We start from the raw sequence: 15137 nt of genomic DNA on the forward strand, positions 1-15137 counted from the left end.
CACTCCCTCCGCAGAACAGGTCCATGAATCACGATGTCATCATCGTCGGGGGCGGCCCCGTCGGTCTCTGTCTCGCGCGTGCGCTCAGCGGCCGCGGCCTGCGCATCGCGCTCGTCGAGCAACAGCCGCTCGACGTGATCGCCGCGCCCGCCTTCGACGGCCGCGAAATCGCGCTCACGCAACCCTCCGTGCGCCTGATGCGCGAACTCGGCCTGTGGGAGCGTATCGACGCCGACGCCCGCTCGCCGATGCGCGCCGCGAAAATCTTCAACGGCCTCTCCACGCATGCGCTCGAAATCGGCAGCGACTCGCGCGAGCATGCGGAGCTGGGCTGGCTGGTCGCCAACCAGGTCATCCGCCAGGCGGCTTTCGACGCGTTGCAGGCGAACATCGCCACGCACGGCGATGTCACGGTGATCGCGGGCGAAGCGGTCAGCGCCGTGGACACCGGCGCCGAAGCGGCGCGCGTGACGCTCGACAACGGCACGGTCTTGACGGGCGCGCTGGTCGTGGCCGCCGACAGCCGCTTTTCCGCGACGCGCCGCATGATGGGCATCGCCGCCGATCTGCACGACTTCGGCAAGACCATGCTCGTCTGCCGCATGACGCACGAGCTGCCGCATCGCGAGGCGGCCTGGGAGTGGTTCGGCTACGGCCAGACGCTCGCGCTGCTGCCGATGAACGCGCATGCGCCGAGCGGCGCGCATCAGTCGTCGGTCGTGCTCACGCTGCCCGCGCACGAAATCAGCGCGCTCGCGGCGCTCGATGCTGAAGCGTTCGGCGCGAATCTCGAACGGCGTTTCGCACGGCGGCTCGGCGCGATGCAACTGGTCAGCACGCGCCATCTCTATCCGCTCGTTTCGGTCTACGCGGACCGCTTCGCGGCCACGCGTTTTGCCGCGATCGGCGACGCGGCCGTGGGCATGCATCCGGTCACGGCGCACGGCTTCAACTTCGGCCTCGCGAGCGTCGAAACGCTTTGCGAGTGCCTGACGACCGCGCTGCGCGAAGGCGGCGATATCGGCGCGCTGAACGTGTTGCGCCGCTACGAGAGCCGCCATCGGCGCGCGACGCGGCCGCTGTTTCTGGCCACGCGCCTGATCACCGAGATCTACACCAACGGCACGCTGCCCGCGCGCCTCGCGCGCAACGTCATGCTGCGCGCGGCCTCGCATCTCGCGCCGTTCCGCAAAGCCGTGGCCGCTTCGCTGACCGGATAATCAGCACATTGGATGACGAAAAATTACCGGCGCTCGCCCACGCGCCGGTTTCAAAAACGGCAAAGGTCCGCCGTCAATAAAAGCAAAACGAAATACGCACGAAATACGATCGAAATATTTCAATAAATTAATAACAGTAATTTTACGATTTATTTCAGCGTCGAATTAAGAAATTAGAACCTGATTATCAACGAGTTAATTCAAAGCAACGCGGCCCTCGACGACCGCGTTGTGCTTTTCACGCTGTAAACCCCTGCCCGCCAGCCGCTCGCCGCCGGCTTTCAATTGCCCGATTCCTGCCGGGCGTCAAACGTCTTCATTACCTGCATCGACTGCAATAATCGCCGAAAACCGCCTACCGGATATTCGGAATTCTTTATAAAAGTTTCACACTCGAATGATTCAATGCGCCCACTTTGACGGCGCCTCAAAGAATCCCGATTGCGAATATTGCGATCGTCCCCCTGCTTGCTTTCAACCCAATAAGACGAAGCGCCATACTAAAATCCAGGAGCGCGCGAAATGCAACACAGAAAAGCTTTGCTATCCATCTCGTTCGCTGCGGCGGTCGCGACCATCGCGGCCTGCGGCAGCAGCAACAACACGCCGTCCAGCTCGACGACGGCGGCCGCCTCGCCGCAAGACGCGCTCGCGACGAGCACGCCGATCAAGCACCTCGTGGTCATCTTCGGCGAGAACGAGTCCTTCGACCATTACTTCGGCACCTATCCGAACGCGCAGAACCCCGAAGGCGAGCCGACGTTTACGGCAGCCGCGGGCACGCCGACCGTCAACGGTCTCACGACCGCGCTCTTGACGAGCAACCCGACCGTCGCGAACACGAAGAACCCGAGCGGGACCAACATCAATCCGTTCCGCCTCGACCGTTCGCAGGCCGCCACGGAAAGCCAGAACCACAACTACACGCCGGAACAGCTCGCCGCCGACGACGGGAAGATGGATCTGTATCCGCTGAACACCGGCAATAACGCCGTGGGTTCGGCGAACACGTTCGGCGAGCCGGGCCTCGTGATGGGTTATTTCGACGGCAACACCGTGACCGCGCTCTGGAACTACGCGCAGCACTTCGCGATGAGCGACAACGCGTACACGGACACCTACGGTCCGTCGACGCCGGGCGCGATCTCGGTGATCTCGGGCCAGCACAACGGCGCCGTGGTGACGTCGAGCGGCGCGGTCGTCACGGGCAGCGCGACGACGAGCCCGTCGACCGACGTGGTGTACGACCTGCAAGGCGGCTGGACGCTCGTCGGCGACCTCGACCCGACCGGCGACGCCTGCACGGTCGCGGCCGGTTCGAGCACGACGGCGGCGATGTCCTCGAAGAACATCGGCGATCTGCTGAATTCGAGCGGCGTCACGTGGGGCGGTTTCATGGGCGGCTTCAATCTGCAGACCGTGAACGCGAACGGCACGACGGGCTGCAACCGCTCGACGTATTCGTCGGTGCTCGGCGCGAGCGAAAACGACTACGTGCAGCATCACGCGTGGTTCCAGTACTACACGAGCACGCAGAACCTCGCGCATACGCGTCCGTCGTCGGTGGCGGCGATCGGCTACACCGATCCGCTCGACAACACGGCCACGCCCGTGCATCACCAGTACGACGTGAACGACTTCTTCACGGCGGTCAAGGCGGGCAACTTCCCGTCGGTGAGCTTCCTGAAGGCACCGGCGGTCGCCGACGCCCACCCTGGCAACTCCGACCCGCTCGACGAACAGTCGTTCGTGACGAGCGTGGTGAACTTCCTCCAGCAGCAGCCCGACTGGAAGAACACCGCGGTCATCGTGACCTACGACGACTCGGACGGCTGGTACGACCACCAGTACATCGCGCCGACGACCTCCTCGTTCGACTCGACCTCGGCGGAAACGACGGGCCAGACGACCAAGACGGCCGTGACGGGCGCCGACCAGCTCAACGGCGCGGGCGTGTGTAACGCCACGGGCGCGGTGCAAGGCGCGGGCGTGAACGGCGGCGCCGTGAATGGCCGCTGCGGTCCGGGCACGCGCATTCCGTTCCTCGTGATCTCGCCGTACGCCAAGGCGAATTTCGTCGACGGCACCACCGTGGTCACACAGTCCTCGGTCGTGCGCTTCATCGAGGACAACTGGCTCGGCGGCGCGCGCATCGGCCAGGGCTCGAACGACGCGAACGCGGGCAGCATCATGAACCTGTTCAACTTCGCGAGCACGTCGCCGATCGCGCCGCTGTATCTCGACTCGAACAAGGGCACGCAGCTCTCGTCGGCGCCCGCTGCGATCACCGGGCCGTCGCTCTAAGCGTCGCACCGGTCGCGTCCGGCGCAATGTTTGTTTGACCATCGACGGGCGTCCCGACCTGCCTGCATCGCTTGACGCAGTGTGGGGACGCTCTTGCGCATCGGTCCGGCCACGGTCGGATCGATGCTTTTTTCCTGGCTTGTTCCTCTTTACAGCGCCCGGCATGCACGCAGGTTCGCCGGGCCTCGCGGGCATCGCTCATCACTCGTCTATGTCAACGCAACCGTACCGTCCGTCCCCTTCCGCCGAGTCCTCCGCGCCCAAGGGGCCGCCCGGCGCCAGCCGGACACGCGGCCGCACGCGCCTGCTGACCGGCTGCGCGGTCGCGCTGTTCGCGCTCGCCGGGCTGGCCGGCTACGCGCTCGCCTATCCCGAACGCATGCCCGCCGCCGTGGGCGACGCGGTGGAAGACCTCACCGGCGCCAATCCGCATCCCGTGCAGCTCGTGTTGCCGCCGCAGGCGCCGCTGAGCGCGGTCGCGAAACTCGGCAAGCAGATTTTTTACGACACGTCGTTGTCCGCGTCGGGCAAGCAGTCGTGCGCGTCGTGTCATAGCGCGACGCGTGGCTACGGTCCGCCGAACGATCTCGACGCCCAACTGGGCGGCCCGAATCTCGATCGCCAGAGCTATCGTCCACCGCCCTCGCTCGCGTATCTGTATCGCCAGGCGCCGTTCAGCATCGGCCCCGATGCCGCCGACGCCGCCGCGCCGCCCGACTTCAACGCGCTCGCCCAGGCCGCCAAGGGCACGCAGCGCGCCGACAAGGTCGCGGGCGCGACGCCCACGACCGTCGCCATGGTGCCGGTGGGCGGCCTGTTCTGGGACGGTCGCGCCGATTCGTATCAGCGCCAGGCGCTCGGGCCGCTGCTCAATCCGACCGAAATGGCGAACCCGGATGCCGCCACGGTCGCCGCGAAGCTCGCGCACGCGTCGTACTCGGACACCTTCCGCAAACTGTTCGGCCCGCGCATCTTCGACAACCCGACCTTGCTGACCGCCGAGGCGATGTTCGCGGTCGGCCGCTTCGAATTCGAGGAACCGGATTTCCACGCGTTCACGAGCAAATACGACGACTGGCTGCAAGGCAAGGCGCGGCTCACGCACGCGGAACTGCGCGGCCTGCGTCTGTTCAACGATTCGAAGAAGGCGAATTGCGCCGGTTGCCACTTGAGCCAGCCGACCTCGGACGGCCTGCCGCCGCTCTTCACCGACACGCAGTACGAAGCGCTCGGCGTGCCGCGCAATCCGCGCCTGGAAGCGAATCGCGATCCGAAATTCTTCGACCTCGGACTGTGCGGGCCGATCCGCCAGGACCTCGCGAAGCAGACGCAGTATTGCGGCATGTTCCTCACGCCGACGCTGCGCAACAGCGCAATTCGTCACGTGTATTTCCACAACGGCGTCTATCACGATCTGAAGCAGGTGATGGACTTCTACAACCTGCGCAATACCGATCCGGGCAAGATCTATCCGCGCGACGCTTCGGGCAAGGTGCAGATGTACAACGACATTCCGAAGGCGTGGCAAGGCAACGTCGATTACGCCGATGCGCCGTTCGACCGCAAGCCGACCGATCAGCCCGCGATGTCCGATCAGGATATCCAGGACATCATCGCGTTCATCGGCACGCTCACGGACGGCTACAAGGCGAAGTGAGCGCGGCTGCCGGTATTGGCACGAGGCGAAAAAAAACGCGCGGAGCGATCCGCGCGTTTTTTGTTTTGTCGACCGGCCAGGCTCGCCGGTGCGTGCGTCCAAAGCGTCAGGCCGATGCGTTCTCGGCGTTCAGCTTCGTGACCGCGCCCGTCGACGCGTCGTAGCGATAGCCCTGTGCTTCGAGCTGGGCGCTGATCGCCTCGACGATGACGCGCTGCTGGAACTCCTTGCGCAGCAACTCGTGATCCGGCTTGAGCTGGCTCAGCTCGCCGGCGAGGCGGCGGCTCAGCGATGCTTCGCCCACGCCGCGTGCGTGGATCAGCATCATCTGCTCGTTGGACTGGATCAGTTGCTGCTTGAGGCCGTTCGCGTAGTCGGCCCACTTCTTGAGGTTGTCGCGCGCTTCGTTGATCGCGGCGGCGTGCGTTTGCGCTTCCTGCGTGAACTGGGCCTTCAGCGTTTCCAGCGCTTCGATGGCCGCCGTGTCCTGCTGCGCTGCTTGCTGCGCTTCCTGCGGCGCCGACGCGGCTGCCTGAGCTTCCTCGGCCTGCGCCTCGGCCTGCGCTTGTGCCTGCGCCTGCAGCGCCTCATGCGCTTCCTGCGCGTCCTTCACCGCCTGCTCGGCCTTCGCGATCGCTTCCGCGTTCGCGGCGGCTTCGGCTGCCGCGTTTTCCGCGAGTTGCGACAGTTCGGCCGCGCGCTCCTGCGCTTCCGTCACGGTCGCCGACAGACGCGCGATTTCGGTCGCGCCGGCGTCGCGCTCTTCGGTCAGGCTGGCGACCTGCGTCTGCACGTTCTGCAGTTCGCTGGCGGCGGCATCGCGCTCGGCTTGCACGCTGCTGACTTCGTCGCGACGCGCGGCGTGGGCTTCCTGCTCGACTTGCAGCGCGGCGCGGATCGATTCGAGCTCGCCTTCCAGACGCGCGACCGTTTCCGCGTGCGCGGCTTCCAGCGCGGCGCGCTCGGCTTCGTTATCGACGGCGGGTTCGGCTTGTTGTGCGGCTGCCTGTTCGGCTGCGGCTTGCTCTGCGGCCAGTTCTGCTGCTTGTTCCGCCGCGGCCTGTTCCGCCGCTGCCTGCTCGGCGGCTTGTTCCGCTGCCGCCTGCTCTGCAGCGGCCTGTTCGGCAGCCGCCTGCTCCGCCGCGATCTGATCCGCAGCGGCCTTTTCCGCAGCCGCGTGTTCCGCCGCCGCTTGCGCCGCGGCCTGCTCGGCTGCCGCGCGTTCCGCTGCCGCCGCCTGCTCCGCCACGATCTGCTGCGCGGCGGCCGTCGCTGCCGCGGCGATTTCGGTCTGGCGGACCACTTCGGCCTCGGCGGCTTCACGCGCCGCGCGCTCGGCCGCGAATTCCGACGCGGCCTGCTCGAGTTCCGCTTCGAGCAGGTTGACGCGCTCGGTCAGTTCCTGCACGCGCTTTTCGGCGGCGTCGGTGCGCTGCACGGCCAGTGCGATGTCCTCGTCCAGTCCGCTGCCGGCGTCGACCTTCGCTTCGTAGGCGCTCGTCATGCGGTCCAGCTGAACTTGCAGCGAATCCAGTTCCTGGACGGTGTTCTGCAACTCGGCGAGCGCGTCGTCGCGCTCGTTGCACGCGTCTTCGACGCGCTCGCGCATCGACGCCAGACGGCGCGTCACGGCGCGCTCGGCCTCGTCCTGCGCCGACGTCCACAGACGGTCGAGCGCGTCGCGCATCGTTTCGGTGACGGCGTCGGGCAAGGCCGGGCGCTCGGAAACCTGCGGCACGCGCGGCGCACGCGCCTCGCGCCACTTGCGCAGCGACGCGGCGACGGAGACCACGGAGCCGGTATGGACTTCCGACCAGATGGCCACGGGCGACACCGTCTGGCCGTCTTCGGCCATCCGGTCCGCGATTTCAGCGACGAGTTCGTCGGTGATCGCAATACTGCTGCTAGACATATCCGCCTCGATAACGCTAAGAAAATTGACGATCGACGCAACCGCAGGTCGATCGGTGGTGAGCATAGCCCCCGCAATATGAAAATTGTCGGGTCTCGGCCCCAAAGTTAATTGGCGGAAAAGCCGGGGGAACGGGGACGTATTCGCGCAATTGGATGTCGTCGCCGAATAGTGCGGGTCGAATTTTATAAAGCGATGCCGCGTTCTTCAAGACGTAATCTGGACGCGCTTGACCTGCGCTCGACCTGTGCTCCAGGCGCATTTGTCTGGTGAATCGCCGACAAAAACGCCATTCGCCGCCTGCCGGGCTCGCTATGATGAACAATCATCGCACGCGCCTCACCATGAACACCGCCCTCGCCCGCAAACGCCACGGGAATCGCCGGCAGGCGCCGCGTCTGCCGGGCGCCGTCGGCACCATCGCCATCGCGCAGCTTTTCGGCACCTCGCTCTGGTTCAGCGCCAACAGCACCGCCGGCGATCTCATGCGCATCTGGCATGCCACGGCCGCCGATATCGGCTGGCTCACGAACGCGGTGCAGATCGGCTTCATTCTCGGCACGTTGACGATCTCGTCGACGGGCGCCGCCGACCGATACGCCGCCAGCCGCATTTTCGTGCTGAGCTCGGTGACGGGCGCAGGCTTCAATCTCGCCTTCGCGTGGCTCGCGGGCGGTCTCATCAGCGGCGCGGCGCTGCGCTTCTGCGTGGGCGTGACTCTCGCCGGGATCTATCCGATGGGCATGAAGCTGATCGTGAGCTGGGCGCCCGAGAAAACCGGCCAGGCGCTCGCACAGCTCGTCGCCATGTTGACGCTCGGCACGGCGCTGCCGCACGCGATGCGCTTCGCCGGCGCGGGCTTTCCCTGGCAACTCGTGATCACGGCGTCGTCGGCGCTCGCGCTGGTCGGCGCCGTGCTTGTCGGCTCGCTCGGCGACGGGCCGTACACGCGCGCCCGCGCGCAGCCGGATCGTGCCGATGACGATGCGCACCGCGCGCCCATCGCCGCGAGCGCGTGGTCGATGTTCCGGATTCGCGCGTTTCGCGCGGCGACGTTCGGCTATTTCGGCCACATGTGGGAGCTGTACGCGTTCTGGACGACGGTGCCGCTGCTGGTTTCGCGCACCGCGCTCGCGGCCACGTTTCCGCGCCTCGGCGTCTCGGGCGTGGCGTTCTGCATCATCGGCATCGGGGCGCTCGGCACCTGGATCGGCGGATCGTTGTCGCGCCGCGCGGGCAGCGCAAAGGTCGCGCTGGGCGCGCTGGCGATGTCGGGTGCGTGCGCGTTGACGTTCTCGCTCGCCTGGCGCCATCTGCCGCCCGTGGCGCTCGGCGCGCTGCTGCTCGCGTGGGGCGCGACGGTGATCGCCGATTCGCCGCAGTTCTCGGCGCTCGCCGCGAAAGCGTGCCCGCCGGGCGCGGTCGGCGGCGCGCTGGCGATCTCGAATTCGATCGGCTTCGCGATCACGGTCGTGTCGATCGCGGCCACGACCGCGCTGTTCGGCCAGATCGGACTCGACGCGACGTGGCTGCTCGTGCCCGGCCCGCTGCTCGGACTCATCGCTTATGCGGCGACGATGCGCGGCGGACGAGGTTGAGTGTGGGCGGCCTATCCCGGGCACACTGCTAAGCATGCCAAATCAAATAGCGCGATTGAAATCCACCCACATGCCAGGCTCGATCTGCGTTTGCGCCACGCCGGAAAATCGCGCACGCGCCTGGCCGGAGACTCCTGCCGCGCCGCTGCATCGACATTCAGCGCGCCATGCTTTCTGCTTATCCGGTCATCGATTGTCATAATCGCGCCGCCGAACCCGCGCCATCGAATCGAAAAAAATGCTAAGAACACGGTTCCTGAATTCGCGGCGGCCCGTTCGCCGCGCCGTCCTCCGGCACGCGAGTGCCCACCGTTTCTCTCCATGAACGCCATGTCCTTAACTCTGCTTTCCCGTCGCGCGGCCGCGTTCGCCGTTGCGCTCCTCCTGCTCGCGGGGCTGGCGCTGCTGCGCGCGGCGCCCGCCTTCGCCGATCCCGGCACGACATTGGCCGTGGTCGCGCCCGTGCAAAGCTGCGAGGCGCTCGCCCAGACGAAGCTCGATGTCGCCGTCGGCGCCGCCGTGGCCATCGAAACGAAACGCGTGAACACCGCGCAAGGCGAGTTCTGCGAAGTGAGCGGCACGATCGCGCCGTCGATCGGCTTCAAGCTCGACCTGCCGACGCAAAAGTGGACGCAACGCTATCTGCAAGCCGGTTGCGGCGGGCTCTGCGGCCAGATCAACGCGAGCATCGGCAACGCGGGCGATTGCCGTCCCGCGCTCGACGGCGAGTTCGCCGTCGCCGCCACCGACATGGGCCACACGGGCCGCATGGGTGCGCCCGACGAAGGCGCGTTCGCGGCCGATCCGCAAAAGCGCATCGATTTCGCTTATCGCGCGAATCACTTGACCGCGCTCGCCTCGAAAGCGCTGATGCGCGCGTTCTACGGCGTCGCACCGCGTTACGCGTATTTCTCCGGCTGCTCGGACGGCGGCCGCGAAGCGCTGATGGAAGCGCAGCGCTATCCCGAGGACTTCGACGGCATTTCGGCGGGCGCGCCCGCGATGCTGTTCCAGATCCAGAACTCGTTCTTCCACGCGTGGACCGTAGCCGCCAATCGCGACAGCAACGGCAAGCCGATCCTGCTCGCGCCGAAGCTGCGCGTGCTGCACGATGCGGTGATCGCACATTGCGACACGCTCGACGGCGTCAAGGACGGCCTGCTCAGCGATCCGCGCGCGTGCCGCGTGCAGCCAGGCTGGGTTGCGTGCAAGACCGGCGCGGCCGATACGGCGCACTGCCTCACGCCCGCCGAATGGTCGGTGGCGCAGAAAATCTACACGGGCCCGACCGACGCCGCCGGTCATCGCTTCCTGCCGGGCGGCCTCGAACCTGGCTCGGAACTGATGTGGGGCTCGTTCGTGCCGCGCGACGCCAACTCGCGCGTGATGTCCGAATCGCTGTTCGCGAGCATGGTGCCGGTGGTCAATCTCGCGCCGTCGCAGGCCGAATCGAGCGCGACGACGTTCCCGTTCACGACCGCCCAATTCGCGCGCATGCAGGAACTGCATCCGCTCAACGACGCGACCAATCCCGATCTGCACGCGTTCTCCGCGCGCGGCGGCAAGCTCATCATGTGGCACGGCTGGGCCGACTTCTCGATCGCGCCGATGATCTCCATCGCCTACTATCGCGCCGTGCAGGCCGAGCTGGGCGTGGCCGCGACCGACCGTTTCCTGCGCCTCTTCATGATCCCGGGCGTGGGCCACTGCGGCGGCGGCGACGGCTTCGCGCAAGTCGATACGCTGAGCCCGCTGATGGCATGGGTCGAGCGCGGCACCGCGCCCGCGAGCCTGCACGCGGATCGTATCGCCGCGAGCGCGGGCGGCTTCGGGCCGCCGCCGGGGGCTTCGGGTGCTTCCGCTGCCTCGGGGGCTTCGGCCACTAGCACCGCACATGGCGCCCCGCAGACGGACGGCCCGCAAGGCGGCAGCGACGGACGCGGCGGCGGCATGGGCGCGCACGCGGCCCTGCCTCCCGTGGCGATCCCGAATCAGCCGGCGCTCGCGAGCCGTCCGATCTATCCGTTCCCGCAGATCGCGCACTATCTCGGCAAGGGCGACCCGAAACTCGCGTCGAGCTACGGTCCCGCGGCGAGCCCCGTGAAGGAGCCCGCTTCGATCGACTGGTACGGCGCGTTCATGCTGCGTCCGGGCTTCCAGAAGCAGTACGTCGTGCGCGACGATACGCTTTTCCCGCTGCCGCAATCCAGACCCTGACGGTACGCGACGTGCGCGGTTTTCAGGCCGCGTGCACGTCGTTTGCACGTCGCTCGCACGCCGCGTACTCGTCGCGTGACATCACTCATCCTCAACCGGAATCCGAAACCATGACGCAACCCGCTTCTTCCGCGCCCACGTGGCGTGCCGATCCGCTCGCCTGGGGCCACGGCCCGCGCGTGTTCGAAGTCTTTCTCGAACCGACCTGCCCGTACTCGGTGCGCGCGTTCGGCAAGCTCGACGCCCTGCTCGACACCGCGGGCGCCGACAAGATCACGATCAAGATCCGCCTGCAATCGCAGCCGTGGCATATGTATTCGGGCGTGATCGTGCGCTGCATTCTGGCGGCGTCGACGCTGCCGGGCGGCAAGGAAAGCGCGAAAGCGGTGATGGCCGCGGTGGCTGCGCATCGCGAGGAATTCGAATTCGAACGCCATTGCGGCGGCCCCAACATGGACGCGACGCCCAACGACATCATCGCGCGCCTCGAACGCTATAGCGGCCTCGCGCTGCGCGAGGCGTTCGCGATTCCCGGCCTCGACACCGAAGTGAAATGGCACGCGAAATACGCGCGTCAAAATGGCATCCACGTTTCGCCGACCTTCATGATCGACGGGCTGGTCGATCCGAAAATCAGCAGCGGCGATGAGGTCGCTGCGTGGGCCGAGCGCCTGCGTTAAAGCGCTGCTTTTCACGCTGACGCGTCAAGAAAACCGACGGCATTCGCGGTCGGAGCCGAACGCACGACCGACCGCATGACCGGACGCACTACCGGACGCACTGCAAGCTCTTGCGGTGCGTTCGGGCATGATGCTTTTCGCGTGGGATCTGACTGGGCAACGCACGGCGCGATTGGCCGTTAGTTGCGAATGTGACGTCAAAAAAACGGCGATCGACTCACATCGACCGCCGTTTTCCACGCGTTACGGCGTACCGAGACGCGCGAGCTTCAGGAAGCGGTAATAAACCGTTTCGGCGTTGTACACCGCGATCACGAGACCCGCGCGGCCATCGAGAAAGCCGCGCCGCAGCACATAGGTGCGAATGAACGCCCACAGGCCGCGCCCGAGCGCCTTGCTCACACTGCTGCGTTTCGCCGACGCGCGCCGCTGCTCGGCGCCCAGCGTCGAATACAGATCCATCTTGCGCAGCACGCTTTCGACATCGTCGTACGAGTAATGCATCAGCTTGCCCGTGAGACGGCGAGACGGTGCGTCGTACACCACGCGCTCGTGCACGAGGTCAGTCGAAAAACGCGCCACGTCGCGCGGAAACAGACGCGGAATCCAGTCCGGATACCAACCCGAGTGATAGATCCACTGACCGCAGAAACTCGACAGCCGATCGACCGCATACACGACCTGATCGGGTTGCGCGATCGCCTCGCGAATCGATTGCGCGAGTTCGGGCGTGACGACTTCGTCGGCGTCGATGGACAGAATCCACGGCGTCGACAAAGCATCGATCGCGCGATTCTTCTGCGCGCCGAAACCGGGCCAATCCGCTTCGATTACGCGTGCGCCGTGCTGGCGGGCGATCTCCAGGGTGTCGTCGGTGCTGCCGCTGTCGATCACGACGATTTCGTCGGCGAAGCGCACGGATTGCAGGCACTCCGCCAGATGCTTTCCGGCGTTCAGGGTGATGATCGCTACGCCTAGCTGCGATGCTTTCAAGTTATCCTCAACATCCTGCGTGACTGCCATATCGGAGGATGCGCGCGCGACGCACCGGCCACGGCAACGCGGCGGTCCGTCATGCGCGCTTCAGGCTTCGGGTCGATCAGGCGAACGTGCTCGCGTGCGGCACGACGATCGCGCCGTGCGGGCCGCCACCGCCACCGGGGCCGCCGCCGAATCCACCACCGCCACCGCCGCCGGGACCACCACCCGGACCCCACGCACCCGGACCACAGAACGGCCACAGGCAGCAACCGCCCAGCGCGGCCGCCACTGCAATTGCGCTTGCCAGCGCCAGCAACTTCTTCATGAAAACTCTCTTCTTCAGGCAACGAAATAAAGCAACAAGCTGGCCGGTATGCTTGCAGAATTCAATCGCAGCTTGTTTACGCTGTGTTACGCGTTCTTTCCGCGCCTGACTCCGATAATTCGCAATACGTAGAAAGTATTGGTAAGGATTCTCCCGAATGCGGACGAGGTCGTGCGCCGTGCCCGCATGAGCGGCACGGCGCACCTGAAAATCCGGCGTTCAGATCGCAATCAATCGATCAGCATGCCGAACTAATTACCAGGCATTAGCGTGAGCATTGCGCACGCCGCGCCCAATCCTCCGTTACACGAAACGCGCTTCGTCGAGATCGGCGATCAGCGTCGGGCCAACCGGCTGCCAGCCCAGCCGCGCGCGCGTGAGTGCGCTCGACGCCGGCATGTCCATGCCGACGAACATCGCCATCCAGCCGAAATGCGCCGCCGCTTCGGCGGGCGCAATCGACGCCGTCGGCAATCCGAGCGCGCGCGAAAGCGACTCGGCGATCGCGCGGCTCGACACGCCCTCTTCGCCGACGGCGTGATAGCGCGCGCCCGGCGCGCCTTTTTCGAGCGCGAGGCGATAGAGCCGCACCACGTCCGACAGATGACCGGCCGGCCAGCGGTTCTGGCCGTCGCCCACCCAGGCGCACACGCCCTTCTCGCGCGCCACCGCGACGAGCGGCGTAATGAGCCCTTGCCGGTACGGGTTGTGAACCTGCGGCAGACGCAGCACGCGCACGTCGAGCCCCGCATCGAGCAGTTCCTGGCCCGTCAGTTCGGAAGCGATGCGCGGATTCGCATGGGTCGCGTTGAACACGTCCTCGCTGGCCGGCTCGCCGTGCTGACCGCTGCCGACGCCCGTGCCCGACGTGATGATGAGCGGACGGTTCGAGCCCGCGAGCGCCGACCCGAGCGCGCGGATCGCGAGGCGATCCTTTTCGCAGTTCTCGACGAAACGCGAGAAATCGTGATCGAACGCCGTGTGGATCACCGCGTCCGCTTGCGCCGCGCCGTGGCGCAGGCTGTCGAGATCTTCGAGCGTGCCGCGATGCACCTGCGCGCCCGCTTGTTCGAGCGCCTGCGCACCCGCATCGGAACGCGTCATGCCGAGCACGTCGTGGCCCGCGTCGATGAGTTCGCGCACGAGCGCCGAGCCGATAAAGCCGGTCGCGCCGGTCAGAAAAATACGCATGTTGCTACTCCTGGGTCGTGGAACGCGTACTATCTGCCGTTTATCTATACCGTTAAAGTAGTGAGATCATCATATTAAGATGATTAACAGGATAGCGAGGATCGCTGCGAACATGCCTCCCCACGTTGCCTCGGTCGCCTCGCTCGGCGACTTTCTCAAGCGCTGCCGCACGCGGCTCGATCCCGCCAGCTTCGGCTTCAGCGGCCGCCGCCGCACGCCCGGCCTGCGCCGCGAGGAAGTCGCGCAGCGCGCGCATATCAGCCCGACCTGGTACACCTGGCTCGAACAGGGGCGCGGCGGCGCGCCGTCGCCCGAAGTGCTCGATCGCATCGCGGGCGCGCTGATGCTCACCGAACCTGAACGCGAGCACCTTTTCATGCTCGGTCTCGGACGGCCGCCGGAAGTGCGCTACCGGCCCGTCGAGGGTGTGAATCCGCGTCTGCAACGGCTGCTCGATTCGCTGCAATACAGCCCGGCCATCATCAAGACGGCAACCTGGGACGTGGTGGCGTGGAACCGCGCCGCCGCCATCGTGCTGACCGATTACAGCAAGTTGCCGCCCGGCCAGCGCAATATCCTGCGCTTTCTGTTCTGCAATCCCGACGTGCGCGCCAAGCAGCACGACTGGGAGGCGGTCGCGCGCTTCGTGGTCGGCGCGTTCCGGGCCGATGTCGCGCGCGCCGGGCTCGTCTCCGCCGTCGGAGAGCTGGTCGATGAACTGTGCAGCCTGAGCCCCGAATTCGACGCGCTCTGGCGCAGCCATGAAGTACACGATCAAAGCGAGGCGCACGGCGTGAAGCGCCTGCATCATCCGACGCTCGGTCTCGTGGAGATGGAGCAGTCGGCGTTTGCCGTCGATGGCCGCCCGGATCTGCACATGCTGGTCTACAACCCGCTCGGCGCGGAGACGAACGCGCGCATCCGGGCGCTGATCGAAGAGGCGGCTTCGGCGGAATCTTCGCCCGATTCCTCGACCGAGACATCGACCGCGCCATCCACCAGCGACGACGCGACACACATGACGGCGGAGCCCGGCGTGCGATAAGCTAGGC

At 66.3% G+C, this 15137-nt stretch carries 11 protein-coding genes; 7 read left to right on the forward strand and 4 right to left on the reverse strand.

Features of this window, described 5'->3' with window-relative positions; genetic code table 11:
- The first annotated feature begins 23 nt into the window (after positions 1 to 23).
- The 3 genes from ubiM (at position 24) to SB764_RS01650 (ending at position 5181) form a co-directional block, all read left to right on the forward strand.
- Complete coding sequence (gene ubiM, locus SB764_RS01640) at positions 24 to 1220, forward strand: 5-demethoxyubiquinol-8 5-hydroxylase UbiM (RefSeq protein ID WP_110327040.1); 1197 nt, start codon at positions 24 to 26, stop codon at positions 1218 to 1220.
- A 522-nt stretch (positions 1221 to 1742) separates the two neighbouring features.
- Complete coding sequence (locus SB764_RS01645; protein ID WP_321904113.1) at positions 1743 to 3524, forward strand: alkaline phosphatase family protein; 1782 nt, start codon at positions 1743 to 1745, stop codon at positions 3522 to 3524.
- Positions 3525 to 3735: 211 nt separating this feature from the next.
- Positions 3736 to 5181: a cytochrome-c peroxidase gene (locus SB764_RS01650; RefSeq protein WP_065064075.1), complete on the forward strand. Its 1446-nt coding sequence runs from the start codon at positions 3736 to 3738 to the stop codon at positions 5179 to 5181.
- 106 nt (positions 5182 to 5287) lie between these two features.
- Here the strand turns inward: SB764_RS01650 and SB764_RS01655 are convergent, their stop codons facing one another.
- A complete protein-coding gene (locus tag SB764_RS01655; RefSeq protein ID WP_410862440.1) occupies positions 5288 to 7093 on the reverse strand; it encodes a DNA-binding protein in 1806 nt (601 codons plus the stop codon).
- Between the two features lie 344 nt (positions 7094 to 7437).
- Between SB764_RS01655 and SB764_RS01660 the strand changes: the two genes are divergently transcribed.
- The 3 genes from SB764_RS01660 (at position 7438) to SB764_RS01670 (ending at position 11588) form a co-directional block, all read left to right on the forward strand.
- A complete protein-coding gene (locus SB764_RS01660) occupies positions 7438 to 8691 on the forward strand; it encodes an MFS transporter (protein WP_110327158.1) in 1254 nt (417 codons plus the stop codon).
- A 330-nt stretch (positions 8692 to 9021) separates the two neighbouring features.
- Entirely contained in the window at positions 9022 to 10908 is a 1887-nt protein-coding gene (locus tag SB764_RS01665; RefSeq protein ID WP_183707326.1) for a tannase/feruloyl esterase family alpha/beta hydrolase, read from the forward strand.
- Between the two features lie 110 nt (positions 10909 to 11018).
- On the forward strand, positions 11019 to 11588 hold the full coding sequence (locus SB764_RS01670) for a DsbA family protein (protein ID WP_110327044.1): 570 nt from the start codon (positions 11019 to 11021) through the stop codon (positions 11586 to 11588).
- Positions 11589 to 11831: 243 nt separating this feature from the next.
- On the opposite strand, the gene SB764_RS01675 is transcribed toward SB764_RS01670, so the two are convergent.
- The 3 genes from SB764_RS01675 to SB764_RS01685 form a co-directional block, all read right to left on the reverse strand.
- Entirely contained in the window at positions 11832 to 12581 is a 750-nt protein-coding gene (locus tag SB764_RS01675; RefSeq protein WP_065064233.1) for a glycosyltransferase family 2 protein, read from the reverse strand.
- Positions 12582 to 12687: 106 nt separating this feature from the next.
- Positions 12688 to 12894 (reverse strand): hypothetical protein, encoded by a 207-nt coding sequence (locus SB764_RS01680; protein WP_065064067.1) that lies wholly within the window; start codon positions 12892 to 12894, stop codon positions 12688 to 12690.
- Positions 12895 to 13197: 303 nt separating this feature from the next.
- On the reverse strand, positions 13198 to 14085 hold the full coding sequence (locus SB764_RS01685) for an SDR family oxidoreductase (protein ID WP_183040137.1): 888 nt from the start codon (positions 14083 to 14085) through the stop codon (positions 13198 to 13200).
- Positions 14086 to 14197: 112 nt separating this feature from the next.
- Here SB764_RS01685 and SB764_RS01690 point away from each other — a divergent pair, with 112 nt between their 5' ends.
- Positions 14198 to 15130 carry a helix-turn-helix transcriptional regulator gene (locus SB764_RS01690; protein WP_183040136.1) on the forward strand — a complete coding sequence of 311 codons (933 nt, stop codon included), beginning with the start codon at positions 14198 to 14200 and terminating at the stop codon, positions 15128 to 15130.
- Positions 15131 to 15137: the final 7 nt, after the last annotated feature.

Source organism: Paraburkholderia sp. SIMBA_027 (genome assembly GCF_046535315.1).
GTDB lineage: Bacteria > Pseudomonadota > Gammaproteobacteria > Burkholderiales > Burkholderiaceae > Paraburkholderia > Paraburkholderia tropica.